Here is a 15639-nt window from a genome sequence, read left to right as displayed (position 1 = left end):
CAATCCGACGGCGCCCAATTCCGAGCCATTCGCGCGTCACTCTGCCCGTCTTGTGGCATGCCCGCGCCCGCTGCCCGATCCCCGCCCGAGGCGACGTTGCCCGAAACGCGCGCGCCATGATATGAAGACGGCAACGGCGGCATGGGCATTCGGACGGCGCCGGAAGACGGGTTCCTTGTCACGCGCTCTGCAAGGACAAGCGCTTGCCAGAAACGGAGAAACGCGCATGATCGTCAGCCGCAGGCATGGTTTTGTCTTCATGCATAACCCCAAGGTCGCCGGAAGCTCGGTGCGCGCGACGCTGGAGCCCTGGCGCGACCCTGACGTCGATCTGTTCGAGACGGACCCGGACCCGGCCTCGCCGCTGCATCGGGTGGACCGGGCCCATATCGGCATTGCGGAATTCGCCCGCCATTATCCGGCGCTCTGGGCCGAGGTTCGGGGGCTGGCGTTCTTCGTGCTCTATCGTGACCCGTTTGCGCGTTTCCTGTCCTCGGTCAATGAATATTGCCGGGTCTATGGCGAAACGGATATCCGGTTTGCCGCCCAATCCGAACGCCGCAAGGTCTTTCTTGATCTGGTCGCGCGTCTGCGCGAACTGGGCTCGGCCGAGGCGGTGATGGAGATCCTGGAGCTGACGCATTTCCGCCCGCAATGGATCTATCTCACGCCGCCCGAGGGGGTGGATCTGGATCTGCGCGCGTTCGATCTCAAGGAGATGTCCGGCTTTGCCGAAGCGCTGTCGGACTGCATCGGAGCGCCGGTCGATTTCGGGCGCGAGAACGGATCGGAGCAATTCGACCTGCCGCTGCCGATGCGGCGCATTCTGGCCAACAATTCCATCAAGAAACAGCTGCGCAAGCTGCCGGGCGCCATGTGGGCGATGCAGCAATTGCGCCAGCGCAGCGCCGGCACGTCGCAATCGGGGGCGCGGCTTTCGGTGCAGGAACGCTATGGTCTGACCGAGGCCGAGCACCGAGAGGTCGAAACCTTCGTGCAGGGGTTCTATGCGCGCGATCTCGGGGTCATCTCGGGCCTTGCGCAGGCCGCGCATCCGGTCGAGGCCTGAGATGGACGCCGCCCCCGTGCTGCCGTCGCGCGCGCCCAGCTTTCCGCTGCGCCACCGTCTGTTGCGGCTGATCTGGATGATCGTCTGGGCGCTCGGCGCAAGCTGGACGCCCAAGAAACTGGTCCGCTGGCGGCGCTTTTTGCTGCGCCTGTTCGGGGCAAGCATGGCCGATCGCACGGATGTGCGCGGTTCGGCGCGGGTGTGGTATCCGCCATGGCTGCGCATGGAACGCGCGACGGTCCTTGCCGAAGGCGTGATCTGCTACAACATGGCCCCGATCACCATCCGCGAAAACACCATCATCTCGCAGCGCGCCTTCCTGTGCGCGGGCACGCATGATTACACTAGGGGCAGCCATCCGCTGGTCACCCGCCCGATCGAGATCGGGCCGCATGCCTGGGTCTGCGCCGAATCCTTTGTGGGTCCCGGCGCGGTGGTCTCGGAAGGTTGCGTCGTGGGCGCGCGCGCGGTCGTGAATGGGCGGCTGGCGCCTTGGGGAGTGTATGCCGGCAACCCGGCAACCCGGATCAAGGAAAGGCAATTCGATGCCGGTTCATAATCCGCATCGGGGGTTGGACCCGCTTGTGACAGAAATCCAACGCCGCAATGACCCGCGTCTGGGCATCGCCTTCGCATGGCGGTTTGCAGACCTTTTGCCGCCGAAACTGGGCCCGCTGCGGCGTATTGGCGAATATGTTGAATTGGCGTTCAGGATCTGGGGCCAGCGGCAGCGTCAGACGATTTTGGTACGCGAATTTAGCACCTATTTCTTTTTTCTGACCTTGGTGCTTGTGTTTCCCCTGCGCCGTAAATGCTTGCTGTTGATCGCGCATAATGTGCAATCGGCAGAGCGAAAGCCCATCGAAAAGCAGCTGTTGAAGGTACTTTCGCGATTGGGGCTGCGCTTTGCCTGCCTTGAAAGCGACGCCGGGGTGCAGCAGGTTTTGGGCCTGCATGATGCGGTCGTTTTCCCGCATCCTGTTGTGTCCGTGTCAAACCAAAGCGCGGCGTCGATAGCCGCGAGGCCGCACAGAACCGTGGTCGGGGTGGCCGGTGATCCGCGTCCCGAAAAAGGATTGGATCGGGTCATTCCCTATTTAGATGAGGCGCTGCGCGACCGCGAAGATATAGCGTTCCGGGTCGGCACAAACCGGGTTGTCGAGGCGCAGAGCAGATGGCCCAAAGCCCAGATTTGCGATACCTCTGCGCAATCGGATTACATGGCGTTCCTTGAAGATCTGGATATTCTTGTGCTGCCCTATCCAGAGCAGACCTACCGGTTCCGGGTCAGCGGGGTGATCGCCGAGGCGACAGGATGCGGCACCGCAACGATCTGCACCGATCTGCCCTGTCTGCGCCAGCAGGTTCTGGCGCCCGCCGTCGGCGGCACGGTTCTTGCCCCTGACGCTTTCACGACGCCTAATCTGCTTGCGGCGATTGAGGCGCTTAGCGCGCAGCGCGAGAGCCTAAGGGAGGCGCTTTGCGAAAACGCAAAGTTTCGGCAACCGCAAGCCGTGGTGGATACTATTTTGGGGCAGCTTGCCCGTTAGGTCTTGGGCGCAACCGAAGTTTGCTCGAACACGCCGCGCCGCTGCAAAAGCGCATAGGGGCTAAGGCCTTCGGCCTGCGCCTGCTGTTGCAGTTCAAGAAGCTTGGCCTCGACCAGCGTGCGATACCAGAAGCCTTGCAGGACGTGGAAGAAGAACCCCTCTTTCCCATCCAGAAAACCGCGCCCGATCACGTAGCGATAGAAGAAATAGAGCCCCGAGCGCAGGGTGACCGGCAAGCGGGTATAGACCTTTTCCTTGATCCAGCGCTTGCGCGCGGCGCTGCCCGTCAGCTTCTCGTCCGATGTCCTGTGCCCCTCGGCCGCCGCAAGCCGCGCCGCGACCTCGAGGCCGGCATATTTGTCGTGCTTGGCAATCCACCAGCTCAGGTCGTTGAGGTTGTGATCCACCAGATCCCCCCCCTCGAGCACGCGGGTCCGGGGGCTGTCCAGAACGATATGCTCATCCATCAGGCGCTGCTCCATCCGGCCTTCGCCGCTGCGCCACAGCCGCAGGATATGGAGCGGATAGAAGAACCCATGCCGGATCGGACGCCCGAGAAAGACGATCTGGCGGCGCAGGTAAAGGCCGTTCACGCCCGGTTCGGGGGCGGCCAGCCACGCCCGCAGGGCCGCGCGCAATCCGGTGTCGAGAAATTCGTCGGCGTCGATGCGCAAGGTCCAGTCGCTGGTGATGCCGGCGGTGTCGAGCCCCCATTGGAACTGCGCCGCATGCCCGCACCAGGGGTTCAGCAAGACCTCGGCACCCAGGCTGCGGGCGATCTCGACCGTGCGGTCGGTCGAATGGCTGTCGACGATGCAGATCCGCTCGGCCACCCCCTCGAGCGAGCGGATGCAGCGTTCGATATGCATCTCCTCGTTGAAGGTGAGGATGAGGGCGGTCAGGCTCTGGGGCATCGGCAGGCTCCGGTCACAGGTGATAGGGCTTGGGCCGCGGGGTCGCGCCATCGCGCAGGTGATCGAGAATGCCCATCAGATAGGCGGCGCCCGCATCGGCGGACAGATGGCTGGCGGCATAATGGCTGCGGTGGGCGCGGGAGGGCGCATCCAGCGCGCCGCGGGCGGCGGCGGCTTCGAGGGCGGCCAGATAATCGCGCGGATCGTCGCTGTCGATGCGCGCGGCGATCCCGTCTTCATCGGCCAGGACCGAGGCGCCGACGCGGCCGTTGATGACCGCGAAGGTGCCGGCGAAAAGCGCCTCGGAGACCACCACCGCCCAGCCGTCATCGGTGGTCAGCGACGGCACGACCACGGCATCCAGCCCCGCCATCCAGGCGGGCACCTGCGTCATCGGCACCACCCCGGCAAAGGTGACCTCGGGGCGTTGCGCCGCCAGTGCCGCCGCGGTCTCGGCCATCGCCCCCGATCCGGCGATGAAGACATCATGGCGCCCCTGCGCCGCCTCGATCAGCCGCAGGAAGACGCCAAAGCCCTTGGGCTCGATCAGCCGGCCGATATAGCCGATCCGCAGCCGGCCGCTGTCGCGGGCCGGCGGCGCGGGGGGCGGGTCGATCGGGGGCGGGTCGATGAAATAGGCGAAGGGAAAGACCCGCGCGCCATAGCCGGTCAGCCGGAACCAGCGCGGGCCATGCCGCCCGATGGCCCCCACGAAACGCGCATGACGGCGGTGGCGGCGTTCCTGGGTCCACGAATGCGCCAGGCGCAGCTTGCCCTTCCAGCCGGCAAGAACCCGCGGCTCGCTGATCAGGCCGAAGAAACGGTCGTGCTGCGCGGCCTGACGGATGCCCTCGACGATGCAGGGCACCCAGTGCATGCCGTAGAAGAGATGCACCGAATCCGGCGCCGATTGCGCCACGATCCGGGCCACCTCGGCGGCGGAGGGCGCGACGATCGTCTCGCAATCGGGCATCTGGTCGCCGGGAATGCCCTGCGCCACGCGCCGCGGGTTCAAAGGCTCCTGCGCGATGCACAGGGTGCGCCCGGCATCCCCGCGCCGCGCGATGGCATTGGCCAGCGGGATCACATGCGGGTTCATCTCGTGCTGCCAGAAATAGATCTCGCTGATCATGGCGGGGGGATCCTTGTGCGGCATTCGTGACAGGGTCTCGGGCACCATGCGGCGCCGGGTTTCAAGAACGGGGCCTTTCGTCTGCGCATTCGTCGCCGCCCCCTTGATCACGATGTGGCGGCCGACGCTTGCGCGCGCCGCTGCCGGGACAACGCCCCGGGAGAGAACGCCGGGCGGTGTCTGAGCAGCGCGGCGTAGATGAACAGATAATACAGAGAGAGCGGGTTCCCGATGCCGAAAATATAGCGGTTCAAGGTCGATTCGATCAGCACGAAGCACAGCAGCATCGCAATCAGCAGGTCATGCAGATCGCCCCTTCGAGACCGCAGCAGGTAAAGCCCGAGGCTGAGCACCAGCACGACCAGCGCGAGGCCACCGGCGAGAAGGCCGTTCTCGATCAGCACGGTGATATAGGCGTTTTCGGTCAGGAACCCCACCGCGTCGGTATCCGTGCTGCGCAGGCCACTTCCGAACATCGCCGGCAGGAAATCGCGGTTGCCGATCACGGCAAGCCCCTGCAACCACAGATCGGTGCGCCCCGAGGCCCCGGAGCCGAGACCGCGCGTGCTGGATTCGAAATCCGTGATCTTGATGAGATATCCCACCGCCTTCGTGCCCAGATCGGTCAGCACCACGGCCAGCCCACCTCCGGCCAGCGCCAGCCCCAGCAGGCGCGCATTGCGCCGCGAGAGCGGAAACAGGCGTGTCAGCCCAACCAGGGTGAATGCGGCCACCGTCGCCAGCATGCCCGAACGAGACGACGCCGCCATCACCAGCGAGAAGGACAGGGCCGACAGGACAAGAAAGGCCAGGCGTGCAAGGCCCTTCTTCTGAAGCGCGCGCACCCACAAGAGGATGGTGCCCCCGCCGAAGATGAACCCCGCAAGGTTGGGGTGAAGCCCAAGCTGGGTATAGCGCAGCAGACCCAGCCCCTTGATGTGCTGTGCGCTGAGGCCGACCAGGTAATTCACCGGGTCAAGCACGATCGACACGCAGACCATGACCGCGAAACTCGCGGCGGTGCTCTCGAAGATCGTCTGGAAGCTCAGGGCCCGTGACAGCACGATCACCGCGCAGATCGCAGCCGCGAAAAGCACCGTATATTGCATCGAATAGGGCAGGTCGTTGAGCATCGAGGAGACAAACGAGATCAGAACCAACGCCAGAAAGACCCATTCATTTGTCCCCAGCGGCACCCTGCGGACCTGTCCCATCACAAGCGCCAGCGCCGCCGCGAACACGAGCACCACCAGGGCGCTGAGTTGTGCCGCCAGCGAAATGCCCGGAAAACTCCCGAAGAACAGGATCGAGATCGTCGAGAACATCAGCCAGGCCAGGATCTTTTCGGTGGCGATCATGTCAGGCCGCGTCCTTCCGGCGTATCCCGATGATGCGGATCAGAACCGCCAGTTCGGCCGCCACCATGGCCGCCGCCGCAAGGGTCGCATCGGCCGCAAGAAGCGTGACGAGAATGGCGCCCCCGGCGCTGGCCACGGCCGTCGGGGCGAAGCTGCCCTGACGGTTCATGGCCACCAGCCCGGCGGCCAGCGCCATCCACAGCGCATTGAACGTGGCCGCAAGTCCCAGCGCCAGGAACAGAAGCGGCGGCGCGGACAGCGTGCCCCCGGACATGAAATGCAAAAGATCCGGCCCCCAGATCGTCAGGGCCACCGCAAAGGGCAGCGTCACCGCGGCGCTGATACCCAGGTTCAGCCGGTCCAGCCGGCGCGCCAGCGCATGATCGCCCGTGCTCAGCGCATGGGTCAGCTCGGGCAGCGACGGGCGCAGCACCAAGCCTGCGAATTGCAGCGGGATCCGGCTGAGCGTGCGCGCGGGTCCGAAGACGGCCACCACCGCCGCCCCCGCGACCGCGCCCAGACCGCTCAGCACGCCTTGCAGCATCAGCGCCGAAGACAGCGTCAGCCCCAGCGCCGCCAGCGAGGGTTTCAGCAGCGCGCGAAAGGTTGTGCGGGTCGCCGCGCCGAAGCCGAAGCTGACCCAGGCCTGCCGGCGGCGCAACAGATGCAGGAACAGCGGAAAGCTGATCATGCGCAGGACCAGGGTGACCAACGCCACCTGCAAGATCTGGGCGCCGGCCAGAACCAGAAGCAAGGTGGTGCTGCCCTCGATCAGGACGGTCAAGCCGGCATAGGTTGTTGCAAAGGCAAAGGCATGGGTGGCGCGATAGGCCATGATGACCACCAGCATCAGCGCCGAGATCGCCGAATAGAGCACGACGGCGACCAGCGCGCCGGCGATCTGCGCGGGCGGGAACACGCCCTCGGGGTCGGCATGGCCATAGAGATAGGCCGCGAAGGCGATCCCCAGCCCTCCCGCAACCACCAGCATGAGCGAGGTGAACAGGAACGCGCTGTGCAAGATGGTGCGCGCGCGCGCGTAATCGCCCAGCGCGACCGCCTGCGTCATCGCCGCCCCCGCCGCCGTGGCGAAGCCGAAATCCGACAGCGCGATGAAGGTCGGCACCGTCATCAGCATCAGCCAGATGCCATAGCCCTCGGCGCCCCAGGCCGAGGTCAGCACCGGGATCATCATCAGCTGGATGACGGTGATGGCGCCCTTGTCGAAGATGTTGGAAAGAACGCCGCGCAGCATGCGCCCGCGGGTGCCTTCGGCTTTCAGGTTCCGCACAAGGCGCCCCAGCTGTCCTGCCACCCGACGCATCCCCTAGCGCCCCACCGCCACAAGCGGGGCGGCGTGCCGCGCAAGCGCCGCGCCCAGACACGGGCCCAGACGCAGGGCCCTGTCACAGTCGTATGTCGCAGCGTGACAGATCATTGCTTGGCTCCGGTCTGTTGCAGCCAGTCGGCATAGGTCTGGGCGATCCCCTCGCGCAGCGGGCGCGCCCGGTTCCAGCCCATCCGATGCAGCCGCCCCGAATCCATCAGCTTGCGCGGGGTGCCGTCGGGCTTGGTGCTGTCAAAGACCAGCGCGGCACGATAGCCGACCACATCGGCGATGATCTCGGCCAGCTCGCGGATCGTAACCTCGACGCCCGAGCCGACGTTGACATGTTCGTGCCCCGAATACTGCCCAAGCAGGAAGATCAGCGCATCGGCCAGATCGTCGCAATGCAGGAATTCGCGCAGCGGCGTCCCCGAGCCCCAGAGCACGACCTCGGGCGCGCCGCGGGTCTTGGCCTCGTGGAACTTGCGCAACAGCGCGGGCAGGACATGGCTGGAGTTCAGGTCGTAATTGTCGCCCGGCCCGTAGAGATTGGTGGGCATGGCCGAGATCCAGTCGCGGCCGTATTGCGTGCGATAGGCCTGGACCAGCTTGATCCCCGCGATCTTGGCAATGGCATACCATTCGTTGGTGGGTTCCAGCGGGCCGGTCAGAAGCGCATCTTCCGGGATCGGCTGGGGGGCGAATTTGGGATAGATGCACGACGAGCCCAGAAAGAGCACGCGCGCCACATCCGTTTCATGCGCGGCCGCCAGGATATTGGTCTCGATCATCAGGTTCTGATGCAGGAAATCGACCGGGAATTCGGAATTGGCCTTGATGCCGCCGACCTTGGCCGCGGCCAGCACGATCGCGTCGGGACGGTTGGCCTGCATCCAGCCGCGCACCGCGGCCTGATCGAGCAGATCCACGATCTCGCGCCCGGCGGTCAGGATCTCGCAGCCCTCGCCCGCCAGCCGCCGCACGACCGCCGCACCGACCATGCCGCGGTGGCCTGCCACCCAGATGCGCTTGCCGCTCAGATCAAATGTCATCTCTCATCTCTCCTCGGTCGGCGGGCGCCGACACGGGCTCAACCCGCCGCGCCTTTGTCCCTTGGGGCCCCCCAGCGGGCCCGGATCCAGCGCCGGGCGGGCGTTTCAAACAGCACCAGTGACAGGTAGGACACCCCGATCAGCACAGGCAGGCTGGCCAGCGTTGCCAGATGCAGCGCCATGCCCTCGAGATGCGCGATCCGCTGCGCCACGAGCGCCAGGGCGATGGCGTGAAAGAGCGGGTGCAGCATGTAGATCGAATAGGTCAGCTGGCCAAGGGGCGCGAGATAGCGCAGCAGGGGTGAATGGGTCTCGGGGCGGCGGTCCAGGATGAACAGGAGCACCACGCAGCCATAGGAAAGCCCCAGCACGGCCAGCCCCGCACCCACAAGCGTCATCGCCGCGACCAGCCCCGCCACCGCCGGCACGAACAGCCATCCCGGCAGGGCGATCCGGCCCAGTTCCGCGCGGTAGAGATGCAGGCCCATCCCCAGAAGGAACGCCGGGACCGCCCGCAGCACGCCGTGATCATAGGTGCGCAGCCACCAGCCGGGATCGGCCCAGCTGAACAGCGCCACGAAGCCTGCGGCCAGCACCACCAGCAGCCAGCGTCGCCACAGCCCCGCCGCCATCAGGAGAGGAAACAGCAGATACATGGCGAATTCGGCGCTGATCGACCAACTGACGAAATTGAACACCGGCTTGTCGCAGCCGATGATCGCATGGGTCAGAAGCAGGCTGGGCGGCAGGCAGCTCAGATCGTATTTGTCGGCATCGTTGACGGCCAGCCCGACCATCGCCGACAAAAGCCCGATCCCCACGAAAGCCAGCGTCGCCAGCACATGCAACGGCACGAGCCGCGCGACACGCGCCACCAGAAAGGTGCGAAAGGCCCCCGGTTGCGCGATCCGCGCGTGATAGACATGGCTGATGACGATCCCCGAGATCACGAAGAACACGTCCACAAAGGCATTCATGCCGTCGACCTGAGCATGCGTCAGCCCCAGCCGCGGGGCGAAATGCACCAGCACGATCCTCATCGAGGCGATGAAGCGCATCAGATCCAGATGCAGGAACGTGTCACTCTCGGGCGTCAGCCCGAAAAGCCCGCGGCGCGGGTGTGTGTCGTGGCCTCGGTCGCCGAAAATACTCATCCCTGCCCCTCGTGCCTGCTAAAGCCTCAGTGCTGTCGAACACGTCGACCAAGAATTTCCGGCCGGAAATGTCCCCAAGGAGCATATCCCGCGCGGGATCGAAGATCTGAGGGCAACCCGCCAGGATCTGTCTGCCCACCGGAGGCAAGGCGTTGCGGCCCGTGCCTCCCGCAAAGGGGCGCAACGCCCGTCAGGGTCGCGGTGTCGTCTCATCCGATTGCTTCGCCGGGTCTCCCTGACGCCTGGCCGTCGCGCGCCTTTGCAAACACCTCTTCGAACCGATCCGCCACCCGGTCGATCCTGAAATGGCTTTCGGCATAGGCCCGCGCCCTTTCGCCGGCTTCGCGCGCGGCCTCGGGGTCATCGAGGAAATGCAGCGCCGCAGATGTAAAACCGGCTGCGTCCTCGGGCTCGACGACACGCCCCGCGCCGATGTCGCTGACGATGCGGGCGGCCAGGTTTTCCGCGGGCGCGGCAAGGACGATGGGTCGGCCGGCGCAGAGATAACTGAGGATCTTCGAGGGAACCGAGAAGCTGCCTGCCTCGCGCTCGAGCACCGCCAGCAGAATGTCGGCGCTGCCGAGAACCTCGGGGAACCTCTCGAACGGCTGGAGCCCGCGCAGCTCGAGCGATTGCAGCGGCGCGTTTCTCTGGGATTCGGCCAGCGCCTCGGCCCCGACGCCAGCGGCCACCGCCACCACGCTGGCATCGCCGCGTTCCTCGAGCGCAAGTGCGAGCGTTCTCAGAAGTTCGGGATTGTGTTTCAACGCCAGCGTGCCGGAATAAAGGGCAATTCGCGGCCGTTTCAGGCCCTGCTCCCGCCGCCAGGCGGTGTCCTTGTCCAGCACGGGAATGTCGCTGATCGCGCCCCAGTTGGGAATGACATCGATCTTGTCGCGCGCAATTCCCATCCGGTCCGTTTCGCCAAGGAACCCATCGGAAATCACGACCACCCTTTGCGATGCCCGAAGGTGACGGGCGTCAAGCCACATGTAATACCGCCCGACCAGATCGCCGATGACCGGAAGGCGCCGCGAAAGCAGTTTCCGGCTGGCCAGCCCGTTGAAATCCTGAACCCAGTAGACGAATGCAGCGCCTGCGGCCTTGCAGGCGGGCAACAATGGCGAGACGACTTCGGTCGGAGAATTGCCGCACAGGACAATATCGGGACGGGTGGCGCGGATCGTGCGCGCCACCTCTTGCCCATAGGCGACATCACCTTGCCTGCGCCGGATCAGATTGGCCTTGGAATAATTGATCGTGCGGCCCAGAGGCAGAAACTCCAGGGTGTCGGCATCTCCCGGTTTTCGCTGCAAATCCCCCTTGGGTCCGATATCCCCAGCGAACCAGCTGTGCGTGACATCATGGCCGCGCCGCGCGAGTTCACGAGAGAGCTGCACCTGAAAGGGGTGACCGGCGAAATCGTGAATGAGAATGCGCATGATTCAGCCCTGATTGTGCCGCCGCGCGATTTCTCCCGCGATCCAGGCATAGACCTTTTCCATCCCTTCGCGCAAAGGCGCATCCGGCGCCCAATCCAGCTTCTCGCGGATCAACCGGTTGTCGGAATTGCGTCCGCGCACCCCGACCGGGCCGGGAATATTCCGCAGCGAGATGTTCTTGCCCGAAATCTCGATGGCCATCTTTGCCAGATCGTTGATCTTGATCATTTCTTCCGAGCCGATATTCACCGGGCCCTCGAAATCCGAACGCGTCAGGCGCAAGACGCCCTCAAGACATTCGTCGATATAGAGGAACGAACGGGTCTGCTGGCCGTCACCCCAGACTTCGATCTCGCCCCCGTCGGGACAAAGCGCGACCTTGCGGCACATCGCGGCAGGGGCCTTTTCCTTGCCCCCTTCCCAGGTGCCTTCCGGTCCGAAGATGTTGTGAAAGCGCGCCACCCGGCATTCCATGCCGTAATTGCGGTTATACGCCAGATAGAGCCGTTCGGAGAAGAGCTTTTCCCAGCCGTATTCGCTGTCCGGGTTGGCCGGATAGGCGCTGTCTTCGGCGCAATTGGGGTTGTCGGGGTCCAGCTGATTGTGTTCGGGATACATGCAGGCCGAAGACGAATAGAAGACGCGCTTGATGTTGCGCTTGTGGCACGCATCCAGCACGTTGAGATTGATCATCGCCGAATTATGCATGATGTCGGCATCATGGGTTCCGGTAAAGACATATCCCGCCCCGCCCATATCGGCGGCAAGCTGATAAACTTCGTCGAAACGACGGTCGATGACCGAACGCACGAAGGCTTGATCGCGCAGATCGCCGATCACGAAATCATCGGCTTCGGTCCTGGCATGCTCGTGGAATTTCAGATCAACGCCACGAACCCAGAACCCTTCCTTCTTCAATCTTTTGACGAGGTGACCACCGATAAATCCACCGGCACCACAAACCAGCGCTGTCTTCATATCCGTTCTCCAAATCGTGGACTTGATCCGTTTCTAGCCCTTGGCCCCCTGTCCGCGCGCATAGATATCCTGATAGCGCACGATATCGTCTTCCCCCAGATAGGCCCCGGTCTGGACCTCGATCAGCACCATCGGCAGCTTGCCGGGGTTTTCCATGCGGTGCACGGCGCCCAGGGGCACATAGACGGACTGGTTTTCGGTCACCAGCTGCACCTTGTCGTCCACGGTCACCTTGGCCGTGCCCTGCACCACGATCCAGTGTTCCGACCGGTGGTGGTGGCTTTGCAGGCTGAGGCTGGCGCCCGGATGCACGACGATGCGCTTGACCTGGAAACGCGGCCCCAGCGCCAGGGTCTCGAACCAGCCCCAGGGGCGGTGATCCTTGGGAAATTGCACCGCCTGCGGGGCGGCGCGCGCCTTGAGCGCCGTGACCGCCTGCTTGACGTCCTGGGCGCGCGACATGTCGGCCACCAGAACCGCGTCGTTCATGGCCACCGCGATGACCCCCTCGAGGCCGATGCCGACCAGCTCGACGCCTTCGCTTTCCGAACGCAGCAAGCTGCCCTGGCAGTCGATCGCGGTCGCCGCCCCCGAAAGGACGGTGCCGGCATCATCGGGCGGGCCGGCCTGCCAGACCGCGTCCCACCCGCCCAGATCCGACCATTCGCCGGCGAAGGGCACCGCCGCCAGGGTGGAGAGATGTTCCATCACCGCATAATCAAGCGAGATATCGGGCGCCTCGGCCCAGGCCGCTTCCGTCAGGCGCAGGAACCCCAGATCGGGATAGGCATCGGCCAGCGCCGCGCGCACGGGGGCAAGAACGTCGGGCGCATGCGCCTCGAAGGCCGCCACCATGTCGGCGGCGCGGAACAGGAAGATGCCCGCGTTCCACAGATAGGTGCCCGCGGCCAGCATCTCTTCGGCGCGGGCGCGGTCGGGTTTCTCGACGAAACGCCGCAGATCGACCGGCGCGCCGCTGTCGTCGGGGGCCGCGGCCAGTTCAAGATAACCATAGCCGGTCTCGGCGCGGGTGGGGGGGATGCCGAAGGTGACGATCTGGCCCCGTTCGACGGCGGCCAGCCCACGCTGCACCGCAGCACGAAACGCCTCGGAATCCGGGATCGCGTGATCGGATGGCGCCACCAGCACCACCGCATCGGGGTCGCGGGCCTGCAAATGCAGCGCCGCGGCCAGGACGGCAGGGGCGGTATTGCGGCCCTCGGGCTCGATCAGGATGGCGCCGGGATCGACGCCGATCTCGGTCATCTGTTCGGTGACGATGAAGCGAAAGTCGCTGTTGGTCAGCACCAGAGGCGCGGCAAAACCGGGCCCTGTCAAGCGTTTGACCGAAGCCTGGAACAGGGTTTCCTCACCCAGAAGGGGAACGAATTGCTTGGGATAACTCTTGCGCGAGAGGGGCCACAGACGCGTGCCCGAGCCCCCACACAGGATCGTGGGGTAAATCAACTTTGCCTCCACCGTGAACCACGAGACAAATCCAGCATACTCGCTGCGGTGCCGCAAACCCTAATGCGCAGATAACGCGCGATTGACCAGATCAAGGGCACGGTCGAGCAAATTCTGCGCATCCGCCGCCGTCTGCGCCTCGACATAGACCCGGAATTCGGGCGCGTTGCCCGAGGGGCGCAAATGCACGATCGTGCCGTCCTCAAGGTTGATTCGAAGCCCGTCGGTCAGGTCCAGACCGGCCTCGCGGCCGAGCGGCGCCAGGAAGGCCGCGCGGGCCGTCGCATCGTCGCGCAACTGCGCCAGAAGCGCCGCGCTGGCCGCGGTCGGGATCTCGGTCAGACGGTCGGCGGCGGTATGGCGCGGGGGCAGCGCGGCCACGGCCTCGGCCAGCGTTCGGCCGGCGGCACGGGCCGCAGCCAGCGGCGCCACGATCGGCAGCACGGCGTCGCGCGTCATCAGCGGCGGCAACGGCCCGGCGGGGCCCGCGGCGGTGAAGCCTTGCAGGAAGCCGCCGTTGGCCTCGAAACCCACCACCTTGGCGTTCGGGTCGCGGGCCAGCGCGGCCTCCATCGCCGCGATGACGAAGGGCGAGCCGATCTTCGTGCGATGCACCGCCCTGAAGGCCGGGATCCGCGCCACCATGGAATTCGACGACACCGGGGTGCAGATCACCTCTGCCCCCAGCGCCTGCGCGCTCAGCACGCCCAGAATGTCGCCCGGCACCACCTTGCCCGCGGCATCGGTCAAAAGCGGGCGGTCGGCGTCGCCATCGGTCGACAGAACCGCATCCAGCCGATGCTCGGCGCACCATTCGGCCAGATGGCGGCGGGTGTCGGGGGCGACGGCCTCGGTGTCGACGGGAATGAAGCTGTCCGAACGCGCCAGCGCCACGACCTCGGCGCCCAGAGCCTTGAGCAGCGTGGCCAGAAGATCGCGCGCAACCGAGGAATGCGCGTAAAGCCCCAGCCGCAGACCGGCCAGCGCTGTGGGGCCAAAGGCCGCGACATAGCGCGCGACATAGGCGGCGCCGGCCTCGGGGCAGCCGTGCAGCGGGCCCGCGGCGGGGGCGCTGTCGGCGCTGTCTTGCGCCAGCGCGGCCAGGATCGCGGCCTCGTCGGCCTTCGAGATCTCGCCCGTGGGCAGATAGAACTTGAGGCCGTTGCGGTCGGCCGGGATATGGCTGCCGGTCACCATGACCGCCGCCGCGCCCGCCGACATGGCCGCCAGCGCCAGCGCCGGCGTGGGCAGCGCGCCGCAATCGGTGACGGCCAGGCCCTGCGCGCGGGCCGCGGCGATCACATCACTGGCGATGCGCGGGGACGACGGCCGCAGGTCGCGCCCGACGAAGAGGCCGGTGCCGGTGGGGCAGGCGCGCAGGAAGGCGCGGACATGGGCGCCGACGCAAGCGGGGGTAAGGTCGACCACAAGGCCGCGAAGGCCGCTCGTTCCGAATTTGGGCGACATGGCGCAGTCCTGCTGGTGGCGGTTTCTCTCAAGTTCCGGGGGCAGGCCAAGGACCGGGGGGCGCCCAGGCCGCTGTCGAGCCTGTTTGCGCCAACCAACCCCGCCCCCTGAAACACCCCCGGTCCCTGCGCGCCGGCCTTTCCGGCCCTGCGCAGGTCACGTCCGGCGCGTGACAAACCGGCCCCCGGCTTCCACGCGCCCGTGGTCCCCGTGTGCCTGTGGTCCCCGTGGCCCGCGTCCCTCACGCGCCGCGCCCGTTCGGCGGCGGGCCTCAGGGGTTGGTCGTGCTGGTCGTGCTGGTGGTGCCGGTCGTGCCGGTCGTGCCCCCGGCGCCGGCTGCGGCCACGACGGCCCCCGCCGCCACAATCGGCGCAATGGCGAAGACGAAGTTAGTGGCGACCGGACCTGCGGGCGGAAGCCCCAATGCAGGCGGCGCGCCGGCGGCGTTGGTCGCGGGAACAGCCCCGTTCTGCGGCTGCCCCTGCGCCTGCTGTGCCAGGGCCCCCGAGGCGACCCCCGCGACAAAGGCAAATGTGACGGCAAGGGTCTTCAACGTCTGTGCCATCCTGACCTCCTGGAACTGGACACCTTGGCAAACTCGTGCCGGTCCAACCTACCACGGCGGCGGTGCTTGCGACAACCTCGCGCCCCCGGACAAACGGGGCTGCGGCGCGGTCACAAGCACGCGATGCGCGGATCTGCCCATGATTTCGGCATGTCTGGCCGCGT

14 protein-coding genes are annotated in these 15639 nt (G+C 65.9%); 3 read left to right on the top strand and 11 right to left on the bottom strand.

Annotated features, from left to right (window positions below):
* Window positions 1–226 precede the first annotated feature (226 nt).
* From BW949_RS16090 to BW949_RS16080, 3 genes are read left to right on the top strand one after another with little or no spacing between them, the layout of a single operon-like run.
* Window positions 227–1069: a sulfotransferase family protein gene (locus tag BW949_RS16090; protein ID WP_076367928.1), complete on the top strand. Its 843-nt coding sequence runs from the start codon at window positions 227–229 to the stop codon at window positions 1067–1069.
* Between the two features lies 1 nt (window position 1070).
* A complete protein-coding gene (locus BW949_RS16085; RefSeq protein ID WP_083947811.1) occupies window positions 1071–1628 on the top strand; it encodes an LbetaH domain-containing protein in 558 nt (185 codons plus the stop codon).
* The gene (locus tag BW949_RS16080) at window positions 1615–2619 is read left to right on the top strand and encodes a glycosyltransferase (protein ID WP_143524472.1); all 1005 of its coding nucleotides are present in this window, start codon (window positions 1615–1617) and stop codon (window positions 2617–2619) included. Before BW949_RS16085 ends, BW949_RS16080 begins: the two co-directional genes overlap by 14 nt.
* On the opposite strand, the gene BW949_RS16075 is transcribed toward BW949_RS16080, so the two are convergent.
* From BW949_RS16075 to BW949_RS16025, 11 genes are all read right to left on the bottom strand, one after another.
* Entirely contained in the window at window positions 2616–3533 is a 918-nt protein-coding gene (locus tag BW949_RS16075; protein ID WP_083947810.1) for a glycosyltransferase family 2 protein, read from the bottom strand. The genes BW949_RS16080 and BW949_RS16075 overlap by 4 nt on opposite strands.
* Window positions 3534–3546: 13 nt before the next feature.
* Complete coding sequence (locus BW949_RS16070) at window positions 3547–4665, bottom strand: glycosyltransferase (RefSeq protein ID WP_159440080.1); 1119 nt, start codon at window positions 4663–4665, stop codon at window positions 3547–3549.
* A 107-nt stretch (window positions 4666–4772) separates the two neighbouring features.
* The gene (locus BW949_RS16065) at window positions 4773–6023 is read right to left on the bottom strand and encodes a hypothetical protein (RefSeq protein ID WP_076367918.1); all 1251 of its coding nucleotides are present in this window, start codon (window positions 6021–6023) and stop codon (window positions 4773–4775) included.
* Window position 6024: 1 nt separating this feature from the next.
* The gene (locus BW949_RS16060) at window positions 6025–7338 is read right to left on the bottom strand and encodes a lipopolysaccharide biosynthesis protein (RefSeq protein ID WP_143524470.1); all 1314 of its coding nucleotides are present in this window, start codon (window positions 7336–7338) and stop codon (window positions 6025–6027) included.
* A 119-nt stretch (window positions 7339–7457) separates the two neighbouring features.
* Complete coding sequence (gene fcl, locus BW949_RS16055) at window positions 7458–8402, bottom strand: GDP-L-fucose synthase (RefSeq protein ID WP_076367914.1); 945 nt, start codon at window positions 8400–8402, stop codon at window positions 7458–7460.
* A gap of 38 nt (window positions 8403–8440) precedes the next feature.
* Window positions 8441–9556 (bottom strand): acyltransferase family protein, encoded by a 1116-nt coding sequence (locus tag BW949_RS16050; protein WP_076367912.1) that lies wholly within the window; start codon window positions 9554–9556, stop codon window positions 8441–8443.
* Between the two features lie 209 nt (window positions 9557–9765).
* Window positions 9766–10998, bottom strand: coding sequence for a glycosyltransferase family 4 protein (locus BW949_RS16045; protein ID WP_076367910.1), 1233 nt, complete (start codon window positions 10996–10998; stop codon window positions 9766–9768).
* A gap of 3 nt (window positions 10999–11001) precedes the next feature.
* Complete coding sequence (locus BW949_RS16040; protein ID WP_076367908.1) at window positions 11002–11976, bottom strand: NAD-dependent epimerase/dehydratase family protein; 975 nt, start codon at window positions 11974–11976, stop codon at window positions 11002–11004.
* A gap of 33 nt (window positions 11977–12009) precedes the next feature.
* Complete coding sequence (locus tag BW949_RS16035) at window positions 12010–13443, bottom strand: mannose-1-phosphate guanylyltransferase/mannose-6-phosphate isomerase (RefSeq protein ID WP_076367906.1); 1434 nt, start codon at window positions 13441–13443, stop codon at window positions 12010–12012.
* A 60-nt stretch (window positions 13444–13503) separates the two neighbouring features.
* Window positions 13504–14910, bottom strand: a complete 1407-nt coding sequence (locus BW949_RS16030; protein WP_076367904.1) for a phosphohexomutase domain-containing protein — start codon at window positions 14908–14910, stop codon at window positions 13504–13506.
* Between the two features lie 271 nt (window positions 14911–15181).
* Window positions 15182–15475 (bottom strand): hypothetical protein, encoded by a 294-nt coding sequence (locus BW949_RS16025; RefSeq protein ID WP_076367902.1) that lies wholly within the window; start codon window positions 15473–15475, stop codon window positions 15182–15184.
* Window positions 15476–15639 lie beyond the last annotated feature (164 nt).

Source organism: Phaeovulum vinaykumarii (assembly GCF_900156695.1).
Lineage (GTDB): Bacteria > Pseudomonadota > Alphaproteobacteria > Rhodobacterales > Rhodobacteraceae > Bieblia_A > Bieblia_A vinaykumarii.
The sequence above is the reverse complement of the archived record's forward strand: the minus strand, read 5'-3'. Positions and strand labels throughout refer to the sequence as shown.